The 24,587-nt window shown below is 73.1% G+C and carries 20 protein-coding genes and 2 pseudogenes; 10 read left to right on the top strand and 12 right to left on the bottom strand.

All coding sequences use genetic code 11. The features are described 5' to 3' along the window. Positions 1–98: 98 nt before the first annotated feature. Positions 99–854 (top strand): annotated as a pseudogene (locus JGS22_RS23845) (TetR family transcriptional regulator); the annotation flags it as partial. 186 nt (positions 855–1,040) lie between these two features. On the opposite strand, the gene JGS22_RS23840 reads toward JGS22_RS23845, so the two are convergent. Beyond that, positions 1,041–1,634, bottom strand: a complete 594-nt coding sequence (locus JGS22_RS23840) for a GNAT family N-acetyltransferase (protein WP_216815142.1) — start codon at positions 1,632–1,634, stop codon at positions 1,041–1,043. Positions 1,635–1,925: 291 nt separating this feature from the next. Here JGS22_RS23840 and JGS22_RS23835 point away from each other — a divergent pair, with 291 nt between their 5' ends. From JGS22_RS23835 to pssA, 3 genes are all read left to right on the top strand, one after another. Continuing rightward, the gene (locus JGS22_RS23835) at positions 1,926–2,906 is read left to right on the top strand and encodes an HpcH/HpaI aldolase/citrate lyase family protein (RefSeq protein ID WP_216815141.1); all 981 of its coding nucleotides are present in this window, start codon (positions 1,926–1,928) and stop codon (positions 2,904–2,906) included. A 347-nt stretch (positions 2,907–3,253) separates the two neighbouring features. Then, the gene (locus JGS22_RS23830; protein ID WP_211043056.1) at positions 3,254–3,895 is read left to right on the top strand and encodes a phosphatidylserine decarboxylase; all 642 of its coding nucleotides are present in this window, start codon (positions 3,254–3,256) and stop codon (positions 3,893–3,895) included. After that, positions 3,882–4,730, top strand: a complete 849-nt coding sequence (pssA, locus tag JGS22_RS23825; RefSeq protein ID WP_236074323.1) for a CDP-diacylglycerol--serine O-phosphatidyltransferase — start codon at positions 3,882–3,884, stop codon at positions 4,728–4,730. Before JGS22_RS23830 ends, pssA begins: the two co-directional genes overlap by 14 nt. Before the next feature lie 163 nt (positions 4,731–4,893). Here pssA and JGS22_RS23820 read toward each other — a convergent pair whose 3' ends face one another. Next, positions 4,894–6,033, bottom strand: coding sequence for a glycerate kinase (locus JGS22_RS23820; protein ID WP_211043054.1), 1,140 nt, complete (start codon positions 6,031–6,033; stop codon positions 4,894–4,896). 145 nt (positions 6,034–6,178) lie between these two features. On the opposite strand from JGS22_RS23820, the gene JGS22_RS23815 reads away from it, so the two are divergent. Together JGS22_RS23815 and JGS22_RS23810 are read left to right on the top strand one after the other, a co-directional pair. Then, positions 6,179–6,403, top strand: coding sequence for a hypothetical protein (locus tag JGS22_RS23815; RefSeq protein ID WP_211043052.1), 225 nt, complete (start codon positions 6,179–6,181; stop codon positions 6,401–6,403). A gap of 3 nt (positions 6,404–6,406) precedes the next feature. Continuing rightward, on the top strand, positions 6,407–7,000 hold the full coding sequence (locus tag JGS22_RS23810) for a Clp protease N-terminal domain-containing protein (RefSeq protein ID WP_236074322.1): 594 nt from the start codon (positions 6,407–6,409) through the stop codon (positions 6,998–7,000). On the opposite strand, the gene JGS22_RS23805 is transcribed toward JGS22_RS23810, so the two are convergent. From JGS22_RS23805 to JGS22_RS23780, 6 genes are all read right to left on the bottom strand, one after another. Further along, positions 6,997–8,493, bottom strand: coding sequence for a phytoene desaturase family protein (locus tag JGS22_RS23805; RefSeq protein WP_211043050.1), 1,497 nt, complete (start codon positions 8,491–8,493; stop codon positions 6,997–6,999). The genes JGS22_RS23810 and JGS22_RS23805 overlap by 4 nt on opposite strands. A 27-nt stretch (positions 8,494–8,520) precedes the next feature. Further along, entirely contained in the window at positions 8,521–9,345 is an 825-nt protein-coding gene (locus JGS22_RS23800) for an inositol monophosphatase family protein (protein ID WP_236074321.1), read from the bottom strand. A gap of 472 nt (positions 9,346–9,817) precedes the next feature. Next, positions 9,818–10,846: a TIGR03842 family LLM class F420-dependent oxidoreductase gene (locus JGS22_RS23795; protein WP_211043046.1), complete on the bottom strand. Its 1,029-nt coding sequence runs from the start codon at positions 10,844–10,846 to the stop codon at positions 9,818–9,820. 26 nt (positions 10,847–10,872) lie between these two features. After that, the gene (gene hydA / locus JGS22_RS23790; protein WP_216815140.1) at positions 10,873–12,279 is read right to left on the bottom strand and encodes a dihydropyrimidinase; all 1,407 of its coding nucleotides are present in this window, start codon (positions 12,277–12,279) and stop codon (positions 10,873–10,875) included. 1 nt (position 12,280) lies between these two features. Then, positions 12,281–13,561: an aspartate aminotransferase family protein gene (locus JGS22_RS23785; RefSeq protein ID WP_236074390.1), complete on the bottom strand. Its 1,281-nt coding sequence runs from the start codon at positions 13,559–13,561 to the stop codon at positions 12,281–12,283. Positions 13,562–13,665: 104 nt separating this feature from the next. Then, entirely contained in the window at positions 13,666–14,583 is a 918-nt protein-coding gene (locus JGS22_RS23780) for a nitrilase-related carbon-nitrogen hydrolase (RefSeq protein ID WP_216815138.1), read from the bottom strand. A gap of 361 nt (positions 14,584–14,944) precedes the next feature. Between JGS22_RS23780 and JGS22_RS23775 the strand changes: the two genes are divergently transcribed. Both JGS22_RS23775 and JGS22_RS23770 read left to right on the top strand, forming a co-directional pair. After that, a complete protein-coding gene (locus JGS22_RS23775; RefSeq protein WP_216815137.1) occupies positions 14,945–15,715 on the top strand; it encodes a hypothetical protein in 771 nt (256 codons plus the stop codon). A 278-nt stretch (positions 15,716–15,993) separates the two neighbouring features. Next, positions 15,994–16,530, top strand: a pseudogene (locus tag JGS22_RS23770) (amino acid--tRNA ligase-related protein); the annotation flags it as partial. A 412-nt stretch (positions 16,531–16,942) separates the two neighbouring features. On the opposite strand, the gene JGS22_RS23765 reads toward JGS22_RS23770, so the two are convergent. Continuing rightward, positions 16,943–17,383 (bottom strand): DUF6278 family protein, encoded by a 441-nt coding sequence (locus JGS22_RS23765; protein WP_211040375.1) that lies wholly within the window; start codon positions 17,381–17,383, stop codon positions 16,943–16,945. A gap of 473 nt (positions 17,384–17,856) precedes the next feature. On the opposite strand from JGS22_RS23765, the gene JGS22_RS23760 reads away from it, so the two are divergent. After that, entirely contained in the window at positions 17,857–19,764 is a 1,908-nt protein-coding gene (locus JGS22_RS23760; protein WP_211040374.1) for a GDSL-type esterase/lipase family protein, read from the top strand. Positions 19,765–20,005: 241 nt separating this feature from the next. Here the strand turns inward: JGS22_RS23760 and JGS22_RS23755 are convergent, their stop codons facing one another. After that, positions 20,006–21,133 carry a P1 family peptidase gene (locus JGS22_RS23755; protein WP_211040378.1) on the bottom strand — a complete coding sequence of 376 codons (1,128 nt, stop codon included), beginning with the start codon at positions 21,131–21,133 and terminating at the stop codon, positions 20,006–20,008. A 210-nt stretch (positions 21,134–21,343) separates the two neighbouring features. Here JGS22_RS23755 and JGS22_RS27185 point away from each other — a divergent pair, with 210 nt between their 5' ends. Beyond that, positions 21,344–22,486, top strand: coding sequence for a PP2C family protein-serine/threonine phosphatase (locus tag JGS22_RS27185; RefSeq protein WP_211040373.1), 1,143 nt, complete (start codon positions 21,344–21,346; stop codon positions 22,484–22,486). A 317-nt stretch (positions 22,487–22,803) separates the two neighbouring features. On the opposite strand, the gene eccD is transcribed toward JGS22_RS27185, so the two are convergent. Both eccD and JGS22_RS23740 read right to left on the bottom strand, forming a co-directional pair. After that, positions 22,804–24,294 (bottom strand): type VII secretion integral membrane protein EccD, encoded by a 1,491-nt coding sequence (eccD, locus tag JGS22_RS23745; RefSeq protein WP_211040372.1) that lies wholly within the window; start codon positions 24,292–24,294, stop codon positions 22,804–22,806. Further along, a complete protein-coding gene (locus JGS22_RS23740; protein WP_216815136.1) occupies positions 24,291–24,443 on the bottom strand; it encodes a hypothetical protein in 153 nt (50 codons plus the stop codon). The genes eccD and JGS22_RS23740 overlap by 4 nt, the downstream gene beginning before the upstream one ends. Positions 24,444–24,587: the final 144 nt, after the last annotated feature.

Raw genomic sequence — 24,587 nt, 5'->3', positions numbered from 1 at the left:
CCACACATCCTGGCCAACTCATGCCCCGGGTATTCCAGTTACTCACCAGTCACCACGGAAGCGGCCGGTCGACGCGGGTCACGTGTAACGTTCGGCGCATGCCGCAGCCAGTCAAATCCACCCGTGCCACCGCCCCGTCCCAGCGACTGAAGATGCGCCGGGAGCTGGCTGCTGCCGCCATGAACCTCTTCGCCACCAAGGGGTACGAGGCGACGACGGTCGACGAGATCGCGGCCACCGCGGGCGTCGCCCGACGCACCTTCTTCCGCCACTTCCGCTCCAAGGAAGAGGCGATCTTCCCCGACCACGACGACACTCTGGAGCGGGCCCGGGCCGTGCTGGACGCCGCTCCCGCGCACGAGAACCCGCTGGACACCGTGTGCCGGGGCATCAAAGAGGTCATGAAGATGTACGCGGCCTCCCCGGCCGGCAGCGTCGAGCGCTACAAGCTGACTCGACAGGTGCCCGCGCTGCGCGAGCGGGAGATCGCCTCGGTGGCCCGTTACGAGCGGCTGTTCACCCGCTACCTCCTGGGCCACTTTCCCGAGTCGGCCCACCGGGACGGCGACGACGACCCGCTGCTCGCCGAGGTGGCCGCCTCCGCAGTGGTCACCGCACACAACCACGTGCTGCGGCGCTGGCTGCGCGCGGGTGCCCAGGGCGATGTGATGACCCAGCTCGACGGGGCGTTCGTCATTGTGCGGCGGACCTTCGGCACCGGCTTCAGTCACCACCGCGAGACGCCGGGCGCGGCGCCCGCGGCCACCGCGCGCGGCGAGGTGCTGGTGGCGGTGACCCACACCGACACCCCGCTGCCGCAGATCATGCGCACCATCGAGTCGGCCCTGCACAGCCACCGTGCGGGCAGCGCCGAACAGCGGGCCGCGGGCGCACAGTTCACCGGCGGCGCACCGAGCTCCGAGGGACAGAGCGCGGGCAAGGAGCCGGTCGACGAGAAGCCCGTCGGCGAGGGGGTCGTCGGCGAGGGGGTCGTCGGCGAGCAGCCGGTCGGCGAGGAGTCCGCGACCGGCTGAGGGGCGTCAGCGCTCCGGTTCGCTCGCGCGCAGCCGGGCGTGCAGATGGGCGTCGTGGAGTCCGTCGCAGTGCAGCAGCGCACGGCGCCGGGTGCCCTCCAGCGCATAACCGCATCGGTGCGCCACCCGGCAGGACGCCTCGTTGTGCACCGAGTGCGTCAATTCGAGCCGGTGGAAACGCGGTTCCGCCAGCGCCCACTCGCCGGCCGCCCGTACGGCGCACGTCGCCACTCCCGCGCCGCGCGCCCGCGGAGCCGTCCAGTACGTCACCTCCGCCTGGCCGCTCATCGCGACGAACCTCGCCAGCGACAGCCGCCCTCGCACCTCGTCGCTCCGGCCGTCCGCCACCGCCCAGTGCGCACCCCCACCGGCCGTCCAGGCGTCCCGCCACCCCCCGATCCAGCGCCGCGCCTCCTCGGCGTCGTCCAGCCGCCGGTTGTGCCAACGCCTGGTCACAGGGTCCGCGAACACCTCCACCAGCGCCTCGGCGTCCTCGGTGCGCCACGGGCGCAGCACCAGACCGCCCTCCGCGCCCAGCGAGGGCTGTGCGCCCTGAGCGAGTCGAGCGGGGTCCAGCAGCGGAGAGATCAGCAACGGCATCGCCCCATCCTGCCCCGCGCACGCCCCCGCCGCTCCCGCGAGCCCAACGGCCGGACGGCGCACGGCGGTTGGGCCCGCCTCCGCCGCCTGTGGCCGGCCCCGCGGCCCGCACACCATCACCGCGATCGCGCCCCGGCTGCCGACGCGCCCCACGGGCACCTCCGGTCAGGCGTCGGACGGCCGCCCCGGCGGCGGGGCACGGCCCGAGGCGGCGTACGTGCGCGCGAGGGGCGCCGCGTATCGTTTCGAGGCGTCAGCCCAGGTCACCACAGGCCCGCCCCGGAGGTTTCCATGACGTCCCCGACGTCCCCGTCGCCGGTCAACCGGCTCCGACCGCGCCGCACCTGCCTGGCAGTCCCCGGCAGCAACCCGCGCTTCCTGGAGAAGGCGCAGGGCCTGCCGGCCGACCAGGTCTTCCTGGATCTGGAGGACGCCTGCGCCCCGCTGGCCAAGGAGGGCGCCAGGCACACCATCGTCGAAGCGCTCAACTCCGGTGACTGGAGCGGCAAGACCCGCGTGGTCCGGGTCAACGACTGGACCACGCAGTGGACCTACCGCGACGTGGTGACCGTGGTGGAAGGGGCCGGCGACCGGCTGGACTGCCTGATGCTGCCCAAGGTCCAGGACGCGGGCCAGATCCACGCACTGGACCTGCTGCTCACCCAGATCGAGCGGACGATGGGCCTGGAGGTCGGCCGTATCGGCATCGAGGCCCAGATCGAGAACGCGCGCGGGCTGATCGCCGTGGACGAGATCGCCGCGGCCTCGCCCCGGATGGAGACGATCGTCTTCGGTCCCGCGGACTTCATGGCGTCGATCAACATGAAGTCGCTGGTGGTGGGCGAGCAGCCGCCGGGCTACCCCGCGGACGCCTACCACTACATCCTGATGCGCCTGCTGATGGCCGCCCGCGCGCACGACCTCCAGGCAATCGACGGGCCCTATCTCCAGATCCGCAATCCCGACGGCTTCGCCGAGGTCGCCGGCCGCTCGGCGGCGCTCGGCTTCGACGGCAAGTGGGTGCTGCACCCCGGCCAGATCGAAGCCGGCAACGCGATCTTCTCGCCGAGCCAGGAGGACTACGACCACGCGGAGCTGATCCTGGACGCGTACGACTGGTACACCTCCGCCGCGGGCGGTACGAAGGGCTCCGCCATGCTGGGCGAGGAGATGATCGACGAGGCGAGTCGCAAGATGGCGCTGGTGATCTCCGGGAAGGGGCGCGCGGCCGGGCTGCGGCGCACCTCGGTCTTCGAGCCGCCGACCGGCTGAGACCGTCCCGGGATACCACCCTGCCGTGCAGGGTGGCTCACACCCCCGGAAGCCGGCTCGGCGACCTTGCGGCGGCTGGTTTTCGCGGCCGAAACCCGATCTCAGGTGAAAGTCCGGACGAGATTCTGCGCAAGATCGTCGGAGTTCCGGCACCGGACGTACCCGGTCCCGAGGGACAAATGTGCCGGTCCGCGTGATTTCCCTCGCATCCGGCGCCGGAATACGACCCATCGGTAACCATGAGCGGGCGCAGCCGACTTACCCGGTTGGCGTGTTGAGCGGATACCATCGCGTTAAAGCCGTGGTCTCAACGCTCTGCGCGGCACCCTCCGCTACGAAGGTCTTCCATGCCCCACAGCTCACCGTCCACCGGTGGCGTTCGTCTGGCTCGTGGCAGCTCCCCCTGGCTGCTTCCCACCGTCGCCACTGCCGCCGTCAGCCTCGTCTGCGCCCGCCGGTCGAAGAAGGCGGCGGCGCTCGCCGTACCGACGACCGCGCTCGCAGCGGGCATGCTGTGGTTCTTCCGCGATCCCGAGCGGGAGATCACCCAGGGCCGGGTCATCTCCCCGGCCGACGGCGTGGTGCAGAGCATCATGCCGTGGGCGGACGGCCGGACTCGCGTGGCGATCTTCATGAGCCCGTTGAACGTCCATGTCAACCGTGCGCCGCTGGCCGGCACCGTGACCTCCGTCGAGCACGTGCCCGGCGGTTTCGTCCCGGCGTTCAACAAGGAGAGCGAGCACAACGAGCGCGTGGTGTGGCACTTCGACACCGAGCTCGGCGACATCGAGATGATCCAGATCGCCGGCACGGTCGCGCGCCGGATCATTCCTTACGTCCCGCAGGGCACCAAGGTCGAGCAGGGCGAGCGGATCGGCCTCATCCGCTTCGGCTCCCGCGTGGACATCTACCTTCCCGAGGGGATCGAGCCCGCCGTGGAGGTCGGTCAGACCACTACCGCTGGGGTGACTCGCATTGACCGCGATTGACAGTGACCCACCCTCGTCGTGGGAGGTCGACGACGACCTCGACGACGACGAGATGCCGCTCTCGACGCGCCTGTCGATAGCGGACACCCTCACCCTTGGCAACGCCACCTGCGGCTTCATGGCCGTGTACTTCACCACCACCGGCGTTCTCATCCCGCACCTGACGGGCCACGACGACGGCGGAATGGCCCGGCACAGCGCGGCGACCGCCGTGATGCTGATGCTGCTGGCCTCCATCTTCGACCTCTTCGACGGCATCGTCGCGCGAAAGCTGCGCAGCTCCGCGATGGGCGCCGAGCTGGACAACCTCTCGGACCTGATCAGCTTCGGTCTCGCGCCCGCGTACTTCGTGCTGGTCTGGGGCATGGTCGCCAGCGACGCGCACCAGCACGTCTCGGCGCTGGCCGCGATCGTGGTGCTGCTGGCGGTGGTGCTGCGGCTTGCGAGATTCTCCTGCGTGACACTGCGGGAGGGCATCTTCCAGGGCATGCCGAGCCCCTTCGGGGCGCTGACGATCGTCTCGATCGTCCTGCTCGAGCTGCCGTTCATCCCGACCCTGATGGCGATCGTGGGCACCGCGTGGCTGATGGTCAGCCGGGTCGAGTACCCCAAGCCGCGCGGACTGCTCGCAGTGGCGATGCTGGCCTGGATCGTGACGGCGATGGGGATGCTGGCCGCGTGGGCGTTCGACGCTCCCGGCGGCGAGCTGCTGCTGCAGACCGGCTGTGCGCTCCAGGTCGTGCTCGGCGCGGTGATCCCGCTGTTCGCCACGGCCCGCCGGGTGAACACCTTCCGCGACAACCGCCGCGAAGCGCGGCTGGCTGCGCGCGGCTGACCGGCTTCGCCGACTGACGAAGGGGCCCGGAACGAGAGCATCGTTCCGGGCCCCTTCTTCGTGTGCGGCTCTCCGGCGCTTCGGACCCGTGCACCGGGCGCCGACCCCGCCGTACGCCGTCCCGACCGGGGACCGCGCGGCCCCCGCCGGTCCGGCGGCGGTGTCAGCCGAGCTGCTCGGCGGCCAGAGCGGCTGCCGCGCGTTCCAGCAGCGGGCCGGCCTGTGCCATGGATCTGGCCGGGTCGGGCTCCAGCTCGGAGAGCGCGTACACCGCCTCGATTCCCGCCGCGCGCACCGCCTCCTCCTCGATCGCCAGCCGCCCGCAGACCGCGACCACGCGCTTGTTCGCCGCGCGGGCGGCGGCGGCGACACCTGCGGGCGCCTTGCCGTGCAGGGTCTGGGCGTCCATCGAGCCCTCGCCGGTGATGACCAGATCGGCCCGGGCCAGCGCGGCGTCGAAGTCCAGCACGTCCAGGAGCACCTCGATACCGGGCCGGAACGCGGCCTTCAGCCCGACCAGGGCGGCGTAGCCGATACCGCCCGCGGCGCCCGCGCCGGGCGCGGAGGCGCACTCCCGGGCGCGGGGACCGACCGCCTCGGCGAGCACCTGCGCGAACCGGTCGAGCGCGGCGTCCAGCGTCGCCACGTCGGCGGCGGTGGCGCCCTTCTGCGGGCCGTAGACGGCCGCGGCGCCGTGCGGACCGGTGAGCGGGTTGTCGACGTCGCAGGCGAGGATGATCTCCACGCCCGCCAGCCGGGGGTCGAGTCCGGAGAGGTCGGCCCGTGCCAGTCCGGCGAGCGGGCCGCCGCCGGGGCCGACCGGCTCGCCGTCGGCGTCCAGCAGGTCGGCGCCGAGCGCCTGGAGCATGCCTGCGCCGCCGTCGTTGGTGGCCGATCCGCCCACTCCGAGCACGATCGTACGGGCGCCCGCTTCGAGCGCCGCGAGCAGCAGTTCGCCGGTGCCGCGGGTGGTCGCGGTGAGCGGGGCGAAGGTCCCGCGAGGCAGCAGCTGAAGGCCGGACGCCTCGGCCATCTCGACGATGGCGGTCTCACCGCGCAGCGCCCAGGAGGCGTTCACCGGAGCGCCGAGCGGATCGGTGACCCGGGCCTCCCGCCGCTCGAAGCCTCCGGCCACCGCGGCGGCCACGGTGCCGTCTCCTCCGTCCGCGACGGGCAGCGCCTCGACCACGAGGTCGGGGCGGATGCCGTGCAGACCCGCCGTCACATGCTCGGCGACCTGCACCGCGGTCAGCGATCCCTTGAACTTGTCGGCGGCGATCAGCACGCGCTCGATCTGCGTCATAGAGGTCGTCCCTTGCTTGTCAACGTGCGTCGCGCCGTCTGCGACCTTATCCGCACCGCCCCGGGGAGTGCCATGAGTCCCGTCCGCAATCACGTTCCGTCAACCATCGTTGACAGTCGACGGCCGTCAACCTACATTGACATCCATGGCCGACTCAGAAGCACGGGACGCGGTCGACGCCGCCGGAGCCGCCCTGCACCAGGACCCACGGATCGGACTGCACGCCGTCGCCTCGCTGCGACGGCTGGTCGAGCGCCTCGAAGCGCTCCAGGTGGACAACGCCCGCCGCCAGGGCTGGTCCTGGGACCGGGTCGGATCGGCGCTCGGCGTCAGCAGGCAGGCGGTCCACAAGAAGCACTCCAGGAGGTAACCCATGTTCGAACGCTTCACCCCGGCGGCCAGGGAGGCCGTCGTCCGAGCGCAGGAACACGCCCGGCAGCTGCGACAGGAGGAGATCCGGACGGAGCATCTGCTGCTCGCCCTCCTCGAGGACCCGACGCTGCCCGGTCCGGCCACACTTCGTCGACTCGGCATCACCGAGCAGGCGGCCCGACGGGAGGTGACGCTCCTCGACTCCCCCGGCGGTCCGCTGGCCCAGGAGGACGCCGCGGCGCCGGCCTCGCTCGGCATCGACGTCGAGGAGGTGCGTCGCCGGGCCGAACAGAGCCTCGGCGCGGGCGCGTTGGAGGAGCCGGTCCCTCGGCGCGGACGTCTGGGTCTGCTGCGCCGCGGGCGACGGCCGGGCGCCGGGCACCTCCCGTTCACCCGGCCCGCCAAGCAGGCACTGGAGCTCTCGCTGCGGGAGGCGGTGCGCCGCGGCGACCGGTCGATCGGGACCGAGCACCTGCTGCTCGGCCTGCTCGACGAGGCGGACCGCAGGACGGCGGCGCTGCTCGGCCGGTTCGGCACCGACCCGGCGACGCTGCGGGCGGAGATCCTCGAGGATCTGGCCGCGAAGGCGGACTAGCCGCCTGTGGCCGCGCCACCGGCCCCGTCACCGCCCGTACCCGGCGCGCGGCCCCGCCCCGCGGCGTCCAGGGCGCCGCGGCGGCGCAGTGCGCGCCACACCGCCTTGGCAGCGTTGTGGCCGGACATGCCGTGCACCCCGGGCCCCGGCCAGGTCGCCGACGAGCAGAGGAAGACGGCCGGGTGCGCGGTGGCGTACGGGACCCGGGCGAGCCGGGGCCGCAGCAGGGTCTGGAGGCCGGAGTAGGCACCGCAGGCGATGTCGCCGCCCACATAGTTGGCGTTGCGCGCGGCGAGTTGGGGAGGTCCCGCGGTGGCACGGGCGAGCACCAGATCGCGGAACCCCGGGGCGAAGCGCTCCAGTTGGCGCTCGATCGCCTCGGTGAGGTCGCCCTCCCAGCCGCTCGGCGCGTGGCCGTACGCCCAGAACGTGTGCTTGCCCTCGGGTGCCCTGGTGCTGTCGATCAGGGTGGGTTGGGAGGTGATGAGGAACGGTGTTTCCGGAGCCTTGCCGTGGGTGCTGACCGCCCGCAGCGCGGCGCTGATCTCCCCGTCGGTAGGTCCGATGTGCACCGTTCCGGCGCGCCGGGCGTCGCGGGACGTCCAGGGCATCGGGCCGTCCATCGCATAGTCGATCTTGAACGCGGACGGACCGTAGCGGAAACCGGCGTACGCCCTGCCGAGACCGGCGATGCGCGCCAGCGCGGTGGGCGAGGTGTCGAACACGTACGCCTTCGCCGGCGGCAGCTCGTCCAGCCGCCGGACCTCCACTCCGGTGTGGATGGAGCCCCCCAACTCCCGCAGGTGGCCGGCGAGTGCGTCCACGATCGACTGCGAGCCGCCGCGCGGAATCGGCCAGCCCCGCTCGTGGGCGGCGAGCGCGAAGAGCATCGCGATACCGCCGGTGGCGTTGGTGGTGGTCGGGGTGATGGCGTGCGCGGCCAGGCCGCTGAGCAGGGCGCGCGCCTTCTCGTCGCGAAAGCGCCGGCCTAGCCACGCGGCGGGCTGCACCGCGTCGAGGCCGAAGCGCGCGACGGTGAGCGGATCGCGGGGCAGCCCGTCCCAGGGCACCTTCATGAAGTCCGCCGCCACCGTCTCCCAGCGGCCGACGTACGGGCCGATCAGTCTGCGGTACGCACCCGCGTCGCGCGGGCCGAGCGAGGCCGCTGTCTCCCCGAGGGAACGCGAGAGGACGGCCGCGCTGCCGTCCGGGAAGGGGTGGGCCATCGGCAGTTCGGGGTGCAGCCAGTGCAGTCCGTGGCGGGCCAGCGGCATCGTGTCGAAGGCGGGCGAGCCGATCGCCAGCGGGTGGACCGCCGAGCAGGGGTCGTGCCGGTACCCGGGGAGCGTCAGCTCCTCGGTGCGCGCTCCTCCGCCGATCGACCCGAGCGCCTCGAAGAGCTCGACGCTGAGGCCTCGTCGGGCCAACTCCACCGCTGCGGTGAGGCCGTTGGGACCTGCTCCGACCACGACGACGTCACGCGTCCACGGCACTGTGGATCTCCCCTCGGGAACGGAGGTTCAGCCGGCAGCACCTGCCAGCAGGGAGAGAATACGCTCCAGTGTTCGCTCGTCCCCGGCCGCACTGAACGGCAGCGCGTTGGCGTCCGAGTCGACGCGGTACGGCTCCCCCGCGACGGTCCGCTGCACGCCGCCCGCCTCGGTCACCAGCAGCAGTCCGGCGGCGTGGTCCCACGCCTTGTCCCAGGAGAACACCGTCGCCTCCAACTCGCCGGTGGCGATCGCCAGATACTCCAGCCCCGCCGACCCGCAGGCGCGCGGCGCGACGCCCTCCGTCCAGAGCCCGAGCAGTGCGCGCTTCTGGCGGTCGTCGGTGAAGTCCGGGTGGGAGACCGCGACCCGCAGCGCGGCACCGGGCGGCGGCGAACCGGCCGTGAGCACACGGCCGTTGAGCCGGGCGCCGTGCCCCAGACGCGCTGTGGCGAACTGCTCGCGCGCGGGGGCGTACGTCCACGAGCCCAGGAGCCGCCCGCGGTGCGCCAGCGCCACCAGGGTGCAGAAGCCGTCCTCGCCCCGTACGAACTGCCGGGTCCCGTCGACCGGGTCGACGATCCACACCGGGGCGTCACCGGCGAGGGCGGCGTAGCTTGCCGGGTCCGCGTGGACGGCCTCCTCGCCGACGACGACGGAGCCCGGCAGCAGCGCCGTCAGCGCCTCGGTCAGCCGAATCTCCGCCTCCCGGTCGGCAACGGTGACCAGATCATGCGGGCCGTTCTTCTCGATCACCTCGTGGGCGGCGAGCCGGCGCCAGCGCGGCACGATCTCCGCGGCGGCAACCTCGCGCACGGCCTTCTCCACTGCGACGACAAGCTCCTCATCGATCATGTGCCCCATACAAACACGTCCCGCCGACACGCCCTCGGGCGGGCGGCAAGGGCGGCGGATCTGCTCGGGGCACATGCCCCGACGGCCGGTGACGGCACCGTGTGGCACGGTGACGGCGCTGTGTGGCACGGCCTCCGGCCCAAGTTCTTCGTGACACACGGGCGGTGCTGCTCCCGCCCGACCGATGGCAGTGAGTCCGTGCCACGAGCGCGAGGTTCCCGGGGCCCGCCGGATCGTCTCCCGGCGCGGACGGCGGTGGTCTGGTTGCGCGCGTTCCGGCGCGGGCCTGGGGGCGTCGCACGGGCCCGGTGTCTGCCGCACCGGATGCGGCGGGCCTCGCGAACCGCCGTGCCCGGCGCGGCCCTTCGGCGGCCCGCGGTCAACTGCCGCGGGCCGCAGGGCTCTGGGAGAACGGCTGTGGTGCGTGGGCTGCCGGGTCAGACCGTCCCCGGGTGGGCTCGCGCGTACGGGTTCACCCTGCCGTACCGGGCGCCGCGCTCTGCGGGTCGAGCGCGGGGATGATGTCGCGCCCGTAGCCGTCGATGACCTCCTCCCGGGCGTCGTGCATCGCGTACAGCGCGAACTGGTCCACGCCCAGTTCGCGCAGCCGTTGCAGTTTCTCGATGTGCGCCTCTGCGGGTCCGAGCAGGCAGAAGCGGTCGATGATCTCGTCCGGCACGAAGGCGGTGTCCGGGTTCCCGGCGCGTCCGTGGTGGCTGTAGTCGTAGCCCTTGCGCTGCTTGATGTAGTCGGTCAGCTCCTCGGGCACCATCGAGGAGTGCTCGCCGTAGCGGGCGACGAGGTCGGCGACGTGGTTGCCGACCATGCCGCCGAACCAGCGGCACTGCTCGCGGGCGTGGGCCAGATCGTCCCCGAGGTAGGCGGGAGCGGCGACGCAGACGGTGATGGCGTCCGGGTCGCGGCCCGCGTCGGCTGCGGCTTCGCGCACCGAGCGGACCATCCACTCGGTGAGGTAGGGGTCGGCGAGCTGGAGGATGAAGCCGTCCGCCTTCTGTCCGGCGAGCGCGAGCGCCTTCGGGCCGTACGCGGCCATCCAGACCGGGAGGCTGCCGTTCCGGACCCAGGGGATGGTCAGCGGTCGGCCGTCGACCAGCGCCTCGCGACCCTCGGCCAGTTCGCGGATGGCGGTGATCGCCTCACCGAGCGAGCGGAGGTTGTTCGGGCTGCGGCCGGCGACCCGCATCGCGGAGTCGCCGCGGCCGATGCCGCAGACGGTGCGGTTGCCGTACATCTCGTTGAGGGTGGCGAAGGTGGAGGCGGTCACCTCCCAGCTGCGGGTGCCGGGGTTGGTGACCATCGGGCCGACCTTCAGACGGTCGGTGTGGTCCAGGATGCGGCTGTGGATGACGAAGGGTTCCTGCCACAGCACCGCGGAGTCGAAGGTCCAGCCGTGGGTGAAGCCGTTGCGCTCGGCGCGGCGCATCAGCGAGACCGTCGCCGAACCGGGCGGGTCGGTCTGGAGCACGAGTCCGAAGTCCATCTGTTGCTCCTGTCGTCCTGGCGGGTTCAGTCGAGGTACTGGCAGGTCGCGCGGGGCAGATAGCGGCCGTCGCCGGCGGAGCCCGTGTAGCGGCCGTCGTCGATGATCACGCGGCCTCGGGAGAGCACGGTGCGCACCGCGCCGGTGATCCGCTTGCCCTCGTAGGCGGAGTAGTCGACGTTCATGTGGTGGGTGTCGGCCGAGAGCACCTGCTCGGCGCGCGGGTCGTAGATCACCACGTCGGCGTCGGCGCCCGGAGCGAGGGTGCCCTTGCGACCCGCGAGGCCGAACATCCGGGCCGGGGTCGCGCAGGCCAGATCGACCCATCGGCGCCGCGAGATGTGGCCCTCGACCACCGCCTGGTGCAGCAGGTCCATCCGGTGCTCGATGCCCGGCATCCCGTTGGGAATCTTCCTGAAGTCGCCGCGCCCCAGCTCCTTCTGGCCGGTGAAGCAGAACGGGCAGTGGTCGGTGGAGACGACCTGGAGGTCGTTGGTGCGCAGTCCGCGCCAGAGCGAGGCCTGGTGCTCGCTGGGCCGCAGCGGTGTGGAGCAGACGTACTTGGCGCCGCCGAAATCGGGTTCCGCCAGGTTGTCCAGGGACAGGAAGAGGTACTGCGGACAGGTCTCGCCGAAGACCGGCAGCCCCAGATCGCGCGCCGCCGCAAGCTCGGCGACGGCCTCGGCGGCGGAGACGTGCACGACGTACAGCGGACAGCCGGCGACCCGGGAGAGCTGGATGGCGCGGTGGGTGGCCTCGGCCTCCAGCAGTACCCTGCGCACCTCCCCGTGGTACCGGGGGTCGGTGCGGCCCGCGGCGACGGCCTGCTCGGCGAGCACGTCGATCGCGATGCCGTTCTCGGCGTGCATCATGATCAATCCGCCGTTGTCGGCGCCGCGTTGCATCGCCCGCAGGATCTGGCCGTCGTCGCTGTAGAAGACGCCCGGGTAGGCCATGAACAGCTTGAAGGAGGTCACTCCCTCCTCCACCAGCCCGTCCATCTCCTTGAGGGTGCCGTCGGTGACCTCGGAGAGGATCATGTGGAAGCCGTAGTCGACGGCGCAGTTGCCCTCGGCCTTGGCGTGCCAGGCGTCCAGGCCCTCGCGCAGCGCGTGCCCGCGGGACTGCACGGCGAAGTCGACGATGGTGGTGGTGCCGCCCCAGGCCGCGGCCCTGGTGCCGGTCTCGAAGGTGTCGGCGGAGAAGGTGCCGCCGAAGGGGAAGTCGAGGTGGGTGTGGCCGTCCACGCCGCCCGGCAGGACGTAGCGGTCGGTGGCGTCGATGACCCGCGCCGCGCCCTCGCGCCAGCCGCCGGCCACCTCGCTGCCCCGGGCGGCGAGCGCGACGACCCGCTCGCCCTCGATCAGTACCTCCGCCTCCAGCTCCTCGTTGGCGGTGATGACCAGTCCGCCGCTGATGACCGTACGACTCATGTCAGCCCCTTCCGCCGTGCTCGGACGCGCCGCGTTCAGTGCCGCCGTGTTCGGACTCGGCGCGGCGCAGGGCGCGTTCCAGTACGGCCGCGCCCTCCTCGGCCTCGGCGACGGTGAGGGAGAGCGGCGGGGCGATGCGCAGCGCGGAGCCGGTCAGGCCGCCCTTGCCGATCAACAGGCCCTCCTCACGGGCGAGTTCGAGCACCCGGGCGGCGGCGCGGGGGCCGTCCAGCTCGATACCGATCATCAGTCCCCGGCCGCGCACCTCCACGACGACGTCCAGGCCGGCCGAAGCCGCGCGCAGCCTTTCGATGAGCAGTCCGCCGACCCGGCGGGCGTTGCCCTGGAGGTCGTGCTCCAGGAGGTACGCGAGGTTGGCGTTGCCCGCGGCCATGGTGATCGGGCTGCCGCCGAAAGTGGAGATGGAGTTGCCGTCCAGGCAGTTCATGACCTCCGCGCGGGCGACGACACCGCCGATGGACATGCCGTTGCCGATGCCCTTGGCGAAGGTGAGCATGTCGGGCGGCCCGGCCGCCGCGTGCGCCTGCCAGCCCCAGAAGTGCTCGCCGGTGCGTCCCCAGCCGGTCTGCACCTCGTCGCTGATCCACAGCACCCCGTGCTCGGCGAGGACTTCGCGGAACGCGGCGTACAGCCCGTCCGGCGGCGCGGTGAAGCCGCCGACGCCCTGCACCGGTTCGGCGATCAGCGCGGCCGGGCCGCGGGCGCCCTGGCCGAGCATGTCCCGCAGGTCCTCGACGCACGCCTCGATGAACGCGGCGTCGCTCAGCTCCGCGAAGGGACCGCTGCCGCGTACGCCGCCGTGCACGTAGAGCGTCTGGAGCGGCGACAGGCTCGTCGGCGACCAGGAGCGGTTGCCGGTGATGCCCACGGTGGAGAAGGAACGCCCGTGGTAGCTGTTGCGCATCGCGAGGATCTGGTTGGACCCGCGGAACGTGGTGGCGAGCAGCAGCGCCGCGTCGTTCGCCTCGGTGCCGGAGGTGGTGAAGAAGACGCGGGCGTCGGGGATGCCGGAGAGCGCCGAGACGCGTTCGGCCAGTTCCACCATGGAACGGTTGAGATAGAGGGTCGAGCTGTGGATGAGCCGGCCGGCCTGCTCGCTGACCGCCTTGGTGACCTCCGGCAGGGCGTGGGCGGTCATGGTGGTCAGGATGCCGCCGAAGAAGTCCAGATACCGACGTCCCTCGGAGTCCCAGACGTGCCGCCCCTCACCGTGGACCAGCTCGATCGGGCGGTCGTAGTAGAGGGAGAGCCACTCGGGCATCACCGCACGGTGCCGGTCGTGCAGCCCGGGGTGGGTGTCGTACGCGGGGGCGGCGCCGGGGTCGGCGACGCCCGCGGGGCCGGCGTGGGCGGGGGTGGTGTCGGTCATGGCTGCACCAGGTTTCCGTAGGCGTCGGGACGGCGGTCGCGGTAGAAGGCCCACTCCTGCCGGACCCGGTCGATCAGGCCGAAGTCCAGGTCGCGCACGAGGAGTTGCTCGGACCGGTCGTCGGCGACGTCGCCCACGAACCGGCCGCGCGGGTCGACGAAGTAGCTGGTGCCGTAGAAGTCGTTGTCGCCGTACTCCTCGACGCCGACCCGGTTGATCGCGGCGACGAAGTACTCGTTGGCGACCGCGGCTGCCGGCTGTTCCAGCTGCCACAGGTGGGAGGAGAGTCCGCGGGAGGTCGCCGAGGGGTTGTAGACGAGCTGGGCCCCGGCCAGACCCAGTGCGCGCCAGCCCTCGGGGAAGTGCCGGTCGTAGCAGATGTAGACGCCGATCCGACCGACAGCCGTGTCGAAAACCGGCCAACCGAGGTTCCCGGGACGGAAGTAGAACTTCTCCCAGAATCCCTTGAGCTGAGGGATGTGGTGCTTGCGGTAGCTGCCCAGTACGGTGCCGTCGGCGTCGATCACCACGGCGGTGTTGTAGTAGAAGCCCGAGTCCGCGACCTCGAAGACCGGCACCACCAGCACCATCGAGGTCTCGCGCGCGAGCGCGCACATCCGGGTGACGGTCGGCCCGTGGGGCACCGGCTCGGCCCAGCGGTAGTGCTCGGGATCCTGCACCTGGCAGAAGTACGGGGCGTTGAAGACCTCCTGGAAGCCCATCACCCGGGCGCCCTGCCGGGCCGCCTCACGGGTGTGCTCCTCGTGCTTGGCGATCATCGATTCGGTGCCGCCGGTCCAGGTCGCCTGGACGAGGGCGGCACGTACGGCGGCGGGACCGCCGCCGCTCTCCCCTGCCGCTCCCGGTCCCGTACGACCGGCGGTGGGGTCCTGGTCCGAGCCAACTGCTGTCATGAGCTGCTCCTTTGCCGGGGCGTCAGCCCTGCCTCCCGCCGGGGCGCACGCGCCCGGGCGCCAAGACGTCACCCCTGCCAGACGCGGGTAGATCGGCGCGAGGAAGAGACGGTATGCCTCGTCACGTTACGTCGCAAGCAGTTCGGCACAACGTCACCGAATTGGCCATGGCCGCGGCGGCGGCGGGGCGGCGAGCGCGTACCCGCGTGCTCGGATCGCCGGTGCGCGGGCGGCGGCAAGTCCCTTTCGTCCGGCTGGCGTTGGCGGCGACGCCGCCCGGCGGGCGCGGGTGCGGTGGTGCGGCAGACAGCGCGTTCCGGGGTATCGAACCGTCGGGCGTCCTGCTCTAGGCTCGCGCACCATGAGCGACTCGCTGCGCGACCCCGCCCACCTCGCCGTCGCCGCCGTGCTCGGCGTCCTGCTCGGCTGGCTGCTCCGCAACGCCGCCCTGCGCCGGGCTCGGCGGCGCAAGCAGCGCTTCTTCGGGCTGCCGGACCACAGCGAGACGGCCCTGGTGGTCGGGCGCGACGCCGGCAGCGACGGCGCGGTGGCCCGGCCCGAGGTCTTCGCGCTGCTGGAGCTGTCCGCACTGATAAAGGAGTGCGGGGCTCAGGCGGGCGTGGTCTGGGCGGACTCCGCCCACCAGGGCTTCGGTGAACGCACGGAGTTCTGCCTCGGCCCGCCGGTCTCCAACCGGCGGATGGCCGCGCATCTGCGGTCGCTGCTGCCGGGCGTCGTGGTCAGCACCGACCCCGAGTCGGGCCAGGACCGCGGCACCTTCGTCATCGGCTCCGAGCACTACAAGCTGGACCCGGGCGCGGTGGAGTACGTGCTCCTCGCCCGCCTCACCGCGGGCGAACACACCCGGCCGGTCTTCCTCGCCTGCGGCCAGCGCCCCGTCACCCTCCAGGCCGCGACCCGCTATCTGGCGCGGCAGCACCGTCGGCTGAGCCGCAGACACGGCCCGGAGGGCACCTTCTGCCTCCTGCTGAAGGTGGTCAACTCCCATGCGTACGGGCCGGACGTCGTCGAGCTCGTCGCCGACGTCACCCGCGCGGCCTGCGCGGCGCCGCGCACCCCGGCCGAGCCGGCCGAGGAGGGCACCGTCCGCAAGCGGCTCACGCGCGGCTGACGACGCGTGAGCCCCCGGCACGCGCGCGGGGCGCGGTGACCGGTGCGGCGGAAGCACCGGTCACCGCGCCCCGCGCGCGTGCCGGGGGCTCACGCGTCGTCAGCCGCGCGTGAGCCGCTTGCGGACGGTGCCCTCCTCGGCCGGCTCGGCCGGGGTGCGCGGCGCCGCGCACCCCGGCCGAGCCGGCCGAGGAGGGCACCGTCCGCAAGCGGCTCACGCGCGGCTGACGACGCGTGAGCCCCCGCCCGTCGGCGCGACCTCGGTCCTGCCGGTGCTTCCGCCGCACCGGTCACTTCGAGGAGAACGTCTTCCGCTTCTGCTGGATCGTCGACTTCCCGATGTACGAGAAGGACGAGGACACCGGGAAGATCGAGTTCTCGCACAACCCCTTCTCGATGCCGCAGGGCGGCCTGGAGGCGCTGGAGGGCAAGGACCCGCTGGACATCCTGGCCTGGCAGTACGACATCGTCTGCAACGGTGTGGAGCTCTCCTCCGGCGCGATCCGGAACCACGAACCGGAGGTCATGTACAAGGCGTTCGAGATCGCCGGGTACGACAAGGACGCGGTGGAGGAGGAGTTCGGCGGCATGCTGCGCGCCTTCAAGTTCGGCGCCCCGCCGCACGGCGGCATCGCCCCCGGCATCGACCGGATCGTGATGCTGCTCGCGGACGAGCCGAACATTCGCGAGACCATCGCCTTCCCGCTCAACGGCAACGCGCAGGACCTCCTGATGGGCGCGCCCTCCGAGGTCGACGACGCCCGTCTGCGCGAGCTGCACCTCTCGCTGCGCAAGCCGCCGCCGGCGAACAAGTAGCGGCCGGGGCCCGCCGCGTTCGGCGGCCCTCGCTCCACCGGCCCGGGCCGGTCCCGATTGCGGGACCGTTCCGGGCCGGTCCCGATTGCGGGACCGTTCCGGTGCGGCCGGGCCCGGTGCGGTCCCGGTGTCGGCGTGGGTGCGGTCAGCGGCTGCCCGCGCCGATGTGCTCCCGCCGCGCCGCGTCCGGCTCCGAGGACTGCCCCGCTGCCGCCGGCCGGTGGACAGCGAGCCACACCCACAGCCGTACGGGCAGCCGGCGGCAGCGGGGCAGTCGTCGGGGCCGGACGCGGCGCCGGGTTGCCAGACTGCCCGGGGTACCCGCCCCCGGCGCGGCCTCCGAACCGGAGCGCGGCGCGCCGCGGCGGGCGGGGTACGGAGAGGGGCGTTCCCTGTGTCCTGCGACGGCCGGTCAGACCTCCGCGGCCTCCGCGTAGCTCTGCGAGAGCTCGGGCGTGCCGTCCACCGCCCAGGCGTGGCCCGCCTCGACCACGTCCAGCACCCGCCCGGCGGCCAGCCGCACGACCGGGCGGCCGTCCTCCAGCACCTCCCAGTGAGCACCGGGTACGCGCCGCACCAGGACCGTGCCCAGATAGAGGCCCGCGTCGCTGCCCAGCCGGAGCAGCACCTCGGGGTCGTCCCGCCAGCGCGGCAGCAGTTGATCCAAGGACTCCAACGAGCCGACGGAGTCGTCGAGTTCGACCCCGTGCTCGGTCGCCTGCGCACGCAGCACCTCGCACTCGGCCAGCAGCTCCCCGAGCCCCTGCTCACTCACCTCGCCCCGGCTCATCACGCCGGCTGCGCGCGAGGTTCCGTGCTTCTTGCGCCAGTTGTCCAGGAACGGGATGTTCATACCTCTCAGGGTCGCATCCGCTCCGGCCACCGGGCCACCGGCGCGCTGCCCCGGGTTCGCCCGGCGCACAGCGCACGAGGCCCCAACTCGCCGTCCCCTTGGCCTGATCGACACCTTGACGCCGCCGTGAGGTCTCCCGTCGGTGGTCCTGCCCTGGTCGGATCGTCCCGGCGCTGACCGTTCCGCCGGTACGCCGCGCCACCGGCACCACACCACCCCGCGGACCGCCGCACCTCCGTCCCCCGCACCGCACCGCACCGCCACACCTCCCGCACCTCCGTCTCCACCGCACGCCACACCTCCCGCACCTCCGCTGCCTGCCGCCCGTGCGCCTGCCACCCGCATCGGCGCCTGCCACCGCCGCGCCCGCCACCGGCCGGACGCACGCCCACGCACCCACCCGCGCCGTACCCGTGCGGCAGCCGCACCCGAACTCCGGGTGTGCCGCGGGCCCGACCGACGAAGGGACACCGATGCGTACCCGCTTGCGCACCACCGCCGCCGCCACAGGGCTGGCCGTACTCTTCTCCGGACTCCCGGCGCTCAGCGCCGCATCGAGCGCCGCACCCGCCGCGCCGGGTGCGTACGCCGCTCCCGCCGACGAGCGTCCGCTGCCGTTGGAGCGCCACTACGACAACCGCGCCGTCAGCGACGAAGGACGCCCGGACCGGGCCGACTTCGACGGCGCCGGAAACTCCCTGACCTCGGCCGACCTCGACGCCGCCGGCTGGCGTCCGGGTACGCGGCTGCGGCTGGACGCCGCCGAGCTGCGACGGCCCGACCGTGCGCCCGGCCGCCCCGACAATGTCCTCAGCGACGGCCAGCACATCGAGCTGGGCGGCAACGGCAACGGCGACGGCGATGGCGGCAACGGGGGCGACGGGAACAGCAACAACACCGGCGACGCACTGTCCTTCCTGGTCGCCGCCACCGCCCCGGACCGCCCCGGCAGCGCGGTGACCGGCACCGGCACCGTCCACTACGCCGACGGCGGCCGGGCCCCGTACACCCTCACCGCGCACGACTGGCGCGCCGGCCCGCTCACCACCAAGGCGCTCGCCCTGCCGCGCATCAACACCCCCTCCGGCGTACGCGCGGAGAGCGCCCGGCTCTACGCCGCGACCGTTCCCGTGGACCGGGGCAGACGGATCGCCTCGATCACCCTGCCCAAGGACCCCGGACCCGCCGCGGACCTGCACGTCTTCGATGTCGCCGTCCGCTCGGGCAGCCCTGGCTGGACGGGGAGTTGGGCCGCGAGCACCGGCGGGTACACCGAGGTCGGCCCGTGGCGCGACCGGACGCTGCGCCTGGTCGTGCGCACCAGCGGCGGCGGCGAGTCCGCGCGGGTACGGCTGGCGAACACCTTCGCCGGGAAGCCGCTGGACATCGGGCGCGTCACCGTCGCCGTGCAGGACGAGGACGCCGCCACCACGGCCGAGCCGCTCGCGGTGACCTTCGGGGGCCGGCAGGCACACCGGGTACCGGCCGGCGCCGAGGCCGTCAGCGATCCGCTGCGAATGCAGGTGCCCGCCGACACGACGCTGCTGGTCAGCATGTACCTCCCCGGTACGGTGACCGCCGCCCCGATCCACGCCCAGGCGATCCAGCGCTCCTACGCCTCCGCCGACGGCGCGGGCGATCTGACCGGACGCCGCGACGGGCGGGGCTACGAACCGGAGTTGGCCTTCTGGCCGTTCCTCACCGGGATCGACGTCTCCGGCGGACCCGGCTCGGTCGTCGCGCTCGGCGACTCCATCACCGACGGGGTCACCTCCACCGAGGGCGCCAACCGCCGCTGGCCGGACGTGCTCTCGCGCCGCCTCCTGGAGGAGCGCGGCAGCTCCGACGTCCCCGCCTACGGCGTGCTCAACCACGGGATCTCCGCCAACCGCGTCGCCTCCGACCGCTACGACGGCGACGGCAGCGACCCCGACACGGCCGGCGTCAGCATCCAGAACCGGCTGGAGCGCGACGTGTTCGCGCAGACCGGCGCCCGCACCCTGGTCGTCTTCGCCGGAATCAACGACATCCGCTGGGGCGCCGACTCCGAAGAGGTGCTCACCGGACTGCGCGCCGTCGCCGACCGGGCCCGGGCACGCGGGCTGCGGGTCATCGCAGCCACCCTCACCCCCTGCGAGGGCTACCACGACTGCTCGCCCGAGGTGGAGGCCAAGCGCACCCACATCAACGACCAACTGCGCGGCGGGCGCAGCGGGTTCGACGCGGTGCTCGACTTCGACGCCGTGGTCCGCGACCCGGCCCGCCCGGCGCGGATGCTGCCGAAGTACGACAGCGGCGACCACCTCCACCCGGGCGACGAGGGGCTGCGCGCACTCGCCGACTCGGTGGACCTGCGCACGCTGGTGCCGCGGAGCCGCTGAGCCGCACGCCGTGTCGGGGTACGGCCGAGCGCAGCCTGCTCGGCCGTACCCCGACATCTGCCGCCGGGCCGACGCTCGCCGGTGAACACGGACCGGAGGCGTGCGGGCCGGGCCCTGGGAGCGGCGGGCACACGCACCGGTGCGCGCACGGGCGTGGGGGCGTACGGGCCCGAGTGCGTACGCGCGTCGGGGCGTACGGGCGTCGGGAGTGCGGGCCGGAGCGCGGGCGTCCCGGGTGGCGTCAGCCGCCGTGCGGGCCGGGCCCGGGGCCCGGCGGCCGGCGGCGCAGGGCCTCCACCGGCAGCGCGGGCAGCGTACGGCCCCGGTGCCCGGTGGTGGTGACGGCGGCGAGCAGCGAGTTGAGCACCGACTCCTCCACCGTGTCCAGCGCGGCCTCGAAGAGCGGGTTCAGCGCGGAGTCCGCAGGAGCGGGCCGCGGCCTCTCTCCGACCGGCGCGGACCGCTCGGAGTACCGGGCCTCCGAAGCCCGCCGGGTGGCTCCGGAGGTGGAGAAGGCGATCGCGTAGTCGCCGCTGCCGTGGCCGTACGCGGCGCCGACCCGGGCCAGCGCGAACACTGCACGCCGCGCCAGCCGCCCCAACTGCCGGGCGTCCAGCGGCGCGTCGGTGCCGACCACGATCATGCAGGAGCCCTTCTCCGGCGGCGGCGCCTCCGGACGCAGGCCGAGCCCGCCGGGGGTGAGGAGTTCGCCGCCGATCCGCAGGGTGCCGCCGAAGTTCGCCTGCACCAGCGCACCGAGCGTGTAGCGGGCCCCCTCGCCGGGAAGCTCGACCACTCGCGAGGCCGTACCGATGCCGGCCTTGAAGCCGAGCGCCCCGGTGCCCGTGCCGGCGCCGACGCAGCCCTCCTCGACGGGCCCCGCGGAGGCGCCGTCCAGGGCCGCGCGGACGTGCTCCTCGCGCACCGGCCGGGCGCGGATGTCGGAGAGATAGCCGTCGTTGCACTCCCCCACCACGGGGTTGAGGCTGACGGCCTCCGCGCACTCGGGACGCTCCAGCATCCAGCCGACGAGGGCGTCGGCGACCCGGAACGCCGAAAGCGTGGAGGTGAGCAGCACGGGAGTCTCCAGCTCGCCCAGCTCGGCGAGCTGGGTGGAACCGATGAGCTTGCCGTAACCGTTTCCGGTGAACACCCCTGCGGCCACCGGCCGTTGTGGGCTCACCCGCTCGCCGGGCAGGATGGCGGTCACCCCGCTGTGGATGTCCGGCGAGCGGCGCACCGTGGTGTGCCCGACGCGCACTCCGGGGACATCGGTCAGCGCGTTGTGGGCGCCGCTGGGGAACCCGCCGACCGACAGGCCCCACTCCGCGGCGCGCGGGCGCCCCGTGTTTCCCGTACGTCCCTGCATCCCCACTCGGCACTCCCGGCACTCATCGGACCCGTGGACCGTTCGACCCTACAGATCGTCGCGCGCGTGGCCCGGAGCGTGTGGCGCGCCCCGCCGCCGGTGCGCGCCCGTACCGTGCTGGAAGCGACCGGCGCGGTCGCGGGCCGGTCGTGCGGGGCACGCGTGACCGGCCGCGGAGCGGGCGCGGAACCGACGCGGCGCGGAACGGACGTGAGAAGTGAACGGGGTCGAGTGATGTTCGGTGACGGGGAGTTCGTCCCCACGCGGGCGACCAAGGCGCTGGCCGGGTACGAGGGCCCGCGGCCGCTGCTGGCGCCGAAGGTGTTCGTGGCGATGCTCGCGCTGCTGGTCGCGCTCGGCCTGGTGCTGGGGGTGAGCCTGGGCTCCAGTCTCACCGTGGCGTTCTGTTTTCTGCCGGCCTTCGTCGCCGGTGTCGGCACGGTGCGGCAGACCGCCGTCGCGGCGGGCGCCGGCTTCCTGGTCGTCCTGGTGGCGCTCTACGACGACGACCGGATCGGTGAACCGACCCCGGCGCTGGTGGTCGCCGGAATCGGCGCGCTCTGTGTGATCGTCTGTCATCTGCGCATCCACCGGACGGAGGAGGTGACGCGGTTGCGGTCGCTGGTCGCCGCCCTCCAGCGCCAGTTGCTCCAGCCGCTGCCGGTGACGACCGGGCAGCTGTCCGCCGACGGCCTGTACCAGCCCGTCGAGGTCGACAGCCTGATGGGCGGCGACCTGTACGACCTGGAGACCTCCCCGTACGGCACCCGGGTGTTGATCGCCGACGTCCAGGGCAAGGGGCTCCAGACCGTCGGCACCACCATGGCGCTGCTCGCCGCCTTCCGCGAGGCGGCCCACCACGTCGCCGAACTCCCTCGGGTGGCCGACGCGTTGGAGGACGCGGTGCACCGCCACAACGCCCGCAGCGCGGCGCGCGGCGAGCCCGAGCGGTTCGTCACCGCGCTGCTGCTGAGCTTCGACGACGAGGGGCGGGTCAGCGTCGTCGACTGCGGCCACGTCAGCCCCCACCTGGTGCGGCACACCGCGCGCGAGGTGCTGCCGATCGAGTTTCCGGACCCCGGACTGCCCCTGGGCATGGGCGAGTTGGCGCCGGGCCCGCGCTCCCTCAAGGAGTTCACACTGCCCCGTGACGCCACCCTCTTCGTCTGCACGGACGGCGTCACCGAGTCCAGAAGCGCCGACGGCGACTTCTACCCGCTCGAGGAGCGGCTGCGCGCCTGGGCCGGAGACCCGCCGGACCAACTCACCGAGGCGCTCCGCAACGATCTCCACGCCTTCATCGACGGCACTCCCCGCGACGACATCGCCTGGCTCTGCCTCCGCCGCCCCTGACAGCCCGCCGGGCCCCGTACACCCCGGGGCCCGGAGCGCCCCGCGCCCCGCGTGCACTCCCGCACACGCGGGGCGCTCCGGGTCCGCCGGCCGGGGTGTCCGCACGAGCCCGCCCCTCGACGGGGCCACCGCCCGTACGCCCGCCGCCGGACGGCCCTGGCCCGCCGTTCGTGTCAGGCACCCCGCCCTGAGAGGCTGCTGCCCGCTCGGCCGGAGTCGCCACTCCGCCCACCCACGCCCACCACGCGCCCCCGCGCACCGTCACGCACCGGCCCCGAGGCCGCGTCGACCGACCGGCGGGCCGGTGGCCACGACAGCTAGCCGCTGGTCAGCGAGCGTGCCGAGGTGTACACGTCCAGCACCGCCAGGCACAGCGGTGTCAGCGAGAGCAGCACCGTGATCTCGACGATGTCCAACAGGCGTCCCCAGAACGGGGTCAGGCCCGATCGCGGCACGATCAGCGCGATCGCCATCAGCAGCAGTGCGCCCGCCGCCAGGGCCGCCGAGAGCCACAGCGTCCGCAGTCCGCTGCCCTGTGAACCGCCCAGCAGCTCCGTGGAGTTGAGCACCAGCCCCACGACCAGCAGCGTGAGCGCCGTCGCGCCGGCGACCATCGCGCAGGCCACCTGCGCCGAGTAGCGGAAGAGTCGTGCGCGCATCAAAAGCGCGAGTCCGGAGGCCAGGGCGAGCAGTTGGGCCCAGAGGTTTCCGGAGAAGCCGAGCACCGCGGCGCTGCCCACCACGACCGCCGAGAAACCGCCGACGAGGCCGATCAGCACCTCGTGGCCGCGCCGCGCCTGCGCCGCGATGCGCTCGGCGTCGATCGGCCCGGGGTCGGCCGGGGCGAACGGGTCCTCCTCGCTGTTGTCCGAGCCGTCGTATCCCGAACGCGGCGCCGCGTACCCGATGGGGAGCCTGGCGAACCGCGCCGACATCCCGGGCAGGAAGGCCAGTACGCCGATGGCGACCGGTGCGCAGACCGACGCCGCGGCAAGGGCGCTGCCGTCGCCGAGGATCGCCCCGAACGTCGCCAGCACACCCGTCGTGCCGAGCACCGCGGCGCCGACGAAGAACGCGTCGTTGCCCGGCATCGCGGAGATCATCACCACGGCGGCGACCAGCACGGCCGCGCACGCCAGCAGGAACTGCAACCTGCCGACGCCGTGGCCGTCCTGGAGGGACAGCAGCGCCGAACCCGCGAGCGCCGCGTGCGGCAGCGCCGCCAGGCCGAGTGCGGTGGCCGAGCCGGTGTCGTCGTAGAAGCGTGCCCGCACCGGCGCCAGCACCAGCAGCAGCACTGCCGTCACGGCGGCGACGACTCCGGGCAGGCCGTGCATGTCCCGGCCGGCGGCGTCGGCGAACCAGAGCACCAGCGCCATCAACGACATCAGCGCCACCGCGCCGACAAGCCCGGAGGTCCGCAGATAGCGGTCGTTCCACAGCGTGCGGTCGCGCGTCACCGCGGTGGCCACCGCGTCGGAGACATCGTCGAAGACCACCGGCGGCAGCGAACGGGCGAAGGGACGCAGCGTCAGCACCTCGCCGTCCGTCACTCTCAGGCCCAACAGGGTTCGCGCGCTGTCCAGCACGCTGCCGTCGCGCCGCACCAGATGGTGGCCGACCAGCTCGCCCTCGCCGGGCGCCTGCCCGGTCAGCCGCTGCACCTCCGGGTACAGATCGGCTACCGGTACGTCCTCGGGCAGCGCCACATCGATACGGCTGCCGGTCGCCACCACGGTGACGCGGCAGTAGCCGGTCGTCGCGGATGATCGTGAGAACGTCGTCGCGGTGGACGGCGGCGTCGTCACTTCTGGGCCCCCTCGTTCACGGTGTGCGCGGTGCCGCGCCTCGCTGGTGGGTCGTACGGGTGGATCGTGCAGTGGGTCGTACGGTCCCGGTCGGCGCGCAGATCTCGCACGCTGTCCGCCCGGCGGTGCGGGCCGCGTTGCTCACGCACGGCGCCCGCTTCACCCGCGGCACGGAACTCGGTCTGCTCGCCGCGAAGCGGCAACAACCCCCCGAAACACGGCCGGTAGTCGATCCGGGACCTTGAGCGACACCCTACCGCCCACCTGCCGTGCCCCTGTCAGTAGGATCGTCC

Origin of the sequence: Streptomyces tardus, assembly GCF_018101125.2 — a bacterium.
Classification (GTDB): domain Bacteria; phylum Actinomycetota; class Actinomycetes; order Streptomycetales; family Streptomycetaceae; genus Streptomyces; species Streptomyces tardus.
The sequence above is the reverse complement of the archived record's forward strand: the minus strand, read 5'-3'. Positions and strand labels throughout refer to the sequence as shown.